The sequence below is a fragment of the Psychrobacter sp. Pi2-51 genome (genome assembly GCF_904846665.1).
GTDB lineage: Bacteria > Pseudomonadota > Gammaproteobacteria > Pseudomonadales > Moraxellaceae > Psychrobacter > Psychrobacter glaciei.
Window position 1 is genome coordinate 1 of the sequence record NZ_CAJHBP010000050.1, and the last position, 4176, is coordinate 4176.

Annotated in this window: 4 protein-coding genes; all 4 read right to left on the reverse strand. The window is 34.0% G+C overall.

The window, feature by feature from the left end; genetic code table 11:
* Window positions 1-22: 22 nt before the first annotated feature.
* Window positions 23-910, reverse strand: coding sequence for a glycosyltransferase (locus JMY08_RS13785; RefSeq protein ID WP_201593749.1), 888 nt, complete (start codon window positions 908-910; stop codon window positions 23-25).
* A complete protein-coding gene (locus JMY08_RS13790; protein ID WP_201593750.1) occupies window positions 900-2168 on the reverse strand; it encodes an O-antigen translocase in 1269 nt (422 codons plus the stop codon). Before JMY08_RS13790 ends, JMY08_RS13785 begins: the two co-directional genes overlap by 11 nt.
* Window positions 2169-3272 (reverse strand): DegT/DnrJ/EryC1/StrS family aminotransferase, encoded by a 1104-nt coding sequence (locus JMY08_RS13795; RefSeq protein ID WP_201593751.1) that lies wholly within the window; start codon window positions 3270-3272, stop codon window positions 2169-2171. It abuts the gene before it with no gap.
* Window positions 3269-4176 (reverse strand): acyltransferase family protein (locus JMY08_RS13800; RefSeq protein ID WP_201593752.1); only part of this gene is annotated, 908 nt, incomplete at its 5' end. The genes JMY08_RS13800 and JMY08_RS13795, both read right to left, overlap by 4 nt.

Consider the following 4176-nt stretch of genomic DNA (forward strand, 5'->3'; position numbering starts at 1 on the left):
GCCTATTGCTGTATCAAGAAATTTAATATTGAAATAAAGCTAATTTTATAATGTATTGTAAAAAACTTTTTTTGTAAATTAAAGTAAAATCTGATTTTATTGCTTTCTTAATAAAACTTAGTGATTTTTTTCTATTTATTTTTTGCCAACAATGAGCCTCGACCATATAAGTTCCAGCTAATGCTCTCTCTGATAGTTCATTACTACTAAATAATTCAACTACTTCTATTCTAGCTTTTTGCATATCATCAAGCCTAGCTGATAGATTTCCTTGATGTCTTCTATAACTAGTAAAAACAGTACTTATATAGTCTAAAGTACCGCCATGCTCTGTTAAGAAAAGCCACATAGGCCAATCTTCTATAATCAAGGACTCTTTATAACCACCTACTTCTCTTACATTGTTTAATCTCAAAAACTGTGTAGGCGCTGGTAAATTATGTTGGTGTAAAAAGATATCATTAAAATTATATTTTTTATGACGCCTAAGAATAGTTCCTTTTACAGCAGCATTTTCATCTATAAGTTCAACTCCTCCAAATACGCCAATACTAAGTATATTTTTTTGTAAATAATCCACTTGTACGCTTGTTTTGTATGCCTTTAAAATATCATCCGAAGCTATACATGAAAGATAAACTCCTTGGCACCATTCTAAGGCCTCATTTAGAGTTGCACTAAGCCCAATATTAGCTCTACTTCTAAATTCAAACCGAGTAAATCTTCTCTCACACAACTCAATCATTTCTTTGATTTTTGCTACAGAACTGTCTTTTGATCCATCATCTATAATGATTAACTCTATATTGTTATAAGTTTGGTCAATGACACTTTGAATAGTATCTTGTACAAACTGCTCATGATTGTAGCAAGGAATCACTATAGAGACTAAAGGTTGACTACTCTGCATAACTACTCTCTTCAATTCTAAGTGCTTTAAATACGAACAAACCCATCACTAACCAATAAATAGCATAATTCACTAGATAAGCTATTGAAACACCCTCGAACCCAAATAGCTTGGTAAATAAATAAGTTAAACCCACTAATGTATTAGCAAATACTATTTCAGTAATGATAAAAAGTTTGGTCATCGCTTTACTTAGCATTAGATAGGCTAGTATCCAGCTGCCAATTTTTAGTGAGTCTCCAATCATCTGCCATAAGAATAAGTCTCGCATAGGAAGAAATGAATCGGTAAATAGCAACCCAATTATCCAATCTCTTAAGAGATAAACCGTTATAGCTCCTATTAAAGCGACAGGAAAAATAACTTTATATCCTAGATATACTTCTTTCTTAATATCACTGATAGCTGATAATTCTGACAACCTTGGCAAATAATAAACACCTAAAGTAGTGGTCACTAGCATGAGATAAGCACTACTTAGGCGAATCATCGCTTCCCAATAACCCGCATACTCTATTCCGAACTCACCTGTCATATAGGTTCGAATAGCAATTTGCGATAGAGGCACACAGAGTGCACTGGTCAATGCCATTAATGCGAAACCTGCAAACTTTCTAGTAATATCTGGATCTATCTTACCAAACAGATATTTGAATTTGAACCAGTCGGCTTTATAACATAAAACTAAAGTCACTAGAAATGCTGTCGATTGATATATCGACAATGCCACTAAGGCTCCATATAAGCCAAACTTAAATGCTAAAATACCTGTTATCGCTAAAGAAAATAGGCTACCAGCGATGTTGGCGATTACTAATTTTAGTATTTCCTTTTTGCCATTCAATATCGCTAGAAATAGTGCGTTGAAATTAAAGAATAGTAAGAAAACAGCAAACCATACAAATACAGATTGGAACTCATCCGTTTGAAAGATATAAACAGACAGTTGCCGTTGTAATATTAGTAGGAGAAAAGCAATGATGATGCTAAATACGAGTACGATACTGCCTGCTGTCCTCCAAATTGCTCTTTGTCGGCTCTCATCTTCATAATACTCTGCCGTATATTTTATAACCGCTGTATTTATCGCCCCACCAGCAAAGCTTGTCACTATCTGAATAAAGTTCTGAAATTGACCTATAACGGCATAACCAGAAGGGCCGACGTATACCGCAAGTACTTTATTTAAAATAAACATAGTAGCGGTCTTAATAAGGACCGCTATACCATTAAGGGCAGTAGTTTTGAGTAAATTCATTTATAATTGTAACTCATTGCATATCTGAATGACTGTATTGACGTCTTCCATAGTCATAGTAGGCCCTATTGGTAAGCTTAACACCTTTGCATGAATACTTTCAGAAATAGGATAGCTTAATTCATTCCATTCTCTGTATGCAGGCTGCTGATGTGGTGGCACTGGATAATGAATGAGTGTTTGAACCCCATTATCAGCTAAGTATTTTTGCAACTCATCTCTACGATCACAGCGGATCACAAAGACATGCCAAACATGAGCGCTATCATTTTCTTTAGTAGGCAATATAATTGCTTTATTATTAATACCCTTGAGATATTCATTCGCGACTTTACGACGATGGGCAATCTCATCATCTAAATGATTGAGCTTCACATTAAGCATTGCAGCTTGGATTTCATCTAACCGACTATTAACGCCTTGAAATAAATTTTTATACTTTTCATGTGAGCCATAATTACGTAACGCGCGCAATGTATCCGCCAGCTCTTTATCACTAGTAGTAATTGCGCCAGCATCGCCCAATGCGCCAAGGTTTTTACCCGGATAAAAACTAAAACCTGAGGCATCACCCCAGCTCCCTGCTTTCTTACCATCAAGAGAAGCACCATGGGCTTGCGCCGAGTCTTCTAATACCAACAACTCATGACGTTTAGCAATATCCATAATAGCGGGCATATCTGCTAACTGACCATATAAATGTACTGGAAGTATGGCTTTTGTTTTGCTAGTAATAGCCGTTTCGATTTTTTTAGGATCAACGTTAAAGCTGTCTACACACGGTTCAACTAAAATAGGTGTCAAATTATTAGCACTAATTGCCAATATGCTAGCTATATAAGTATTAGACGGTACGATAACTTCGTCACCATCTTTTAGTTTACCTAATTCTTTCCAAGCACGAAGGGTAAGAATAAGCGCATCTAAACCGTTAGCTACACCAATTGCATATTTCGTCCCGCAGTAACTGGCAAACTGCTGTTCGAATTGTTCGAGTTCACTGCCGCCGATATACCATCCTGAATCAATAACGCGAGCACAAGCATCTACAAGCTCATCGCGATATTGGGCATTTATTGCTTTTAGATCAAGAAATGGAATCATAATAAGTACTCTTTTATTTTATAATTCAAAGGTTTTTCAATAAATTTATAGGCAATTGCACTTGCAATTAAAGTAACTATTAAACAGAGTGAAGATAATATGATTAAGTTGACATTAAAGAAAATTTTATTCATTATGAAACCCACTACTCTTATTACTAATACATGAATAAGATAAAAACAAAAACTGATTTCACCCAACCATACTAAATACTTATTAGACAAAATCTTACTAATAAAACCTTTGTTATTTGAGCTGCCTGATATCGCAAAAGCCAATATAATTAGAAACATGGGCAACCAGTAATAGATAGAATATCGATAACTTATATTAAGATTAAGATGGAACGTGAAAAATATTAAGAAAATAGATATAGACACTATTTCTAATATTGTACCTTTATTATTCAAACTCTCGTAGTGAGTATTCAAATATTTATATATTGAGTAAAGAATCATCCCTAATAAAAAATCGGCAAACCTTAAGACAGGTGAAATGTATAACCAATAATGTTTGCTACCATCATCCAAGTGAATATTAAGATATAATATTAGAACTGTTAAGAAAGCAAATAGAAAGACTCTAATATTTGCTGTGAAAAGTAGAACTATAGGAAACAATAAGTAGAAAAACATTTCATCTGAAATACTCCAAGAAGGCGCATTAAGAGAAAAGAAGACGTCCTTATCACTGTAAAAACTTTGAATTAGTAGTGAGTTTTGTAATAGATAATTATCATTATTTCCTACAGCCAAGCTTAGAATCAGAGCTGCAATCATAGTTACAAAATGCATAGGATAAATCCTTGCAAACCTTGCTATATAAAAGCTTCTTATAGAAACAATTTTTTTTCTAAGTCTAGACTCATAGCTGTATGTTAAAATAAATCCACTTAGTATAAAGA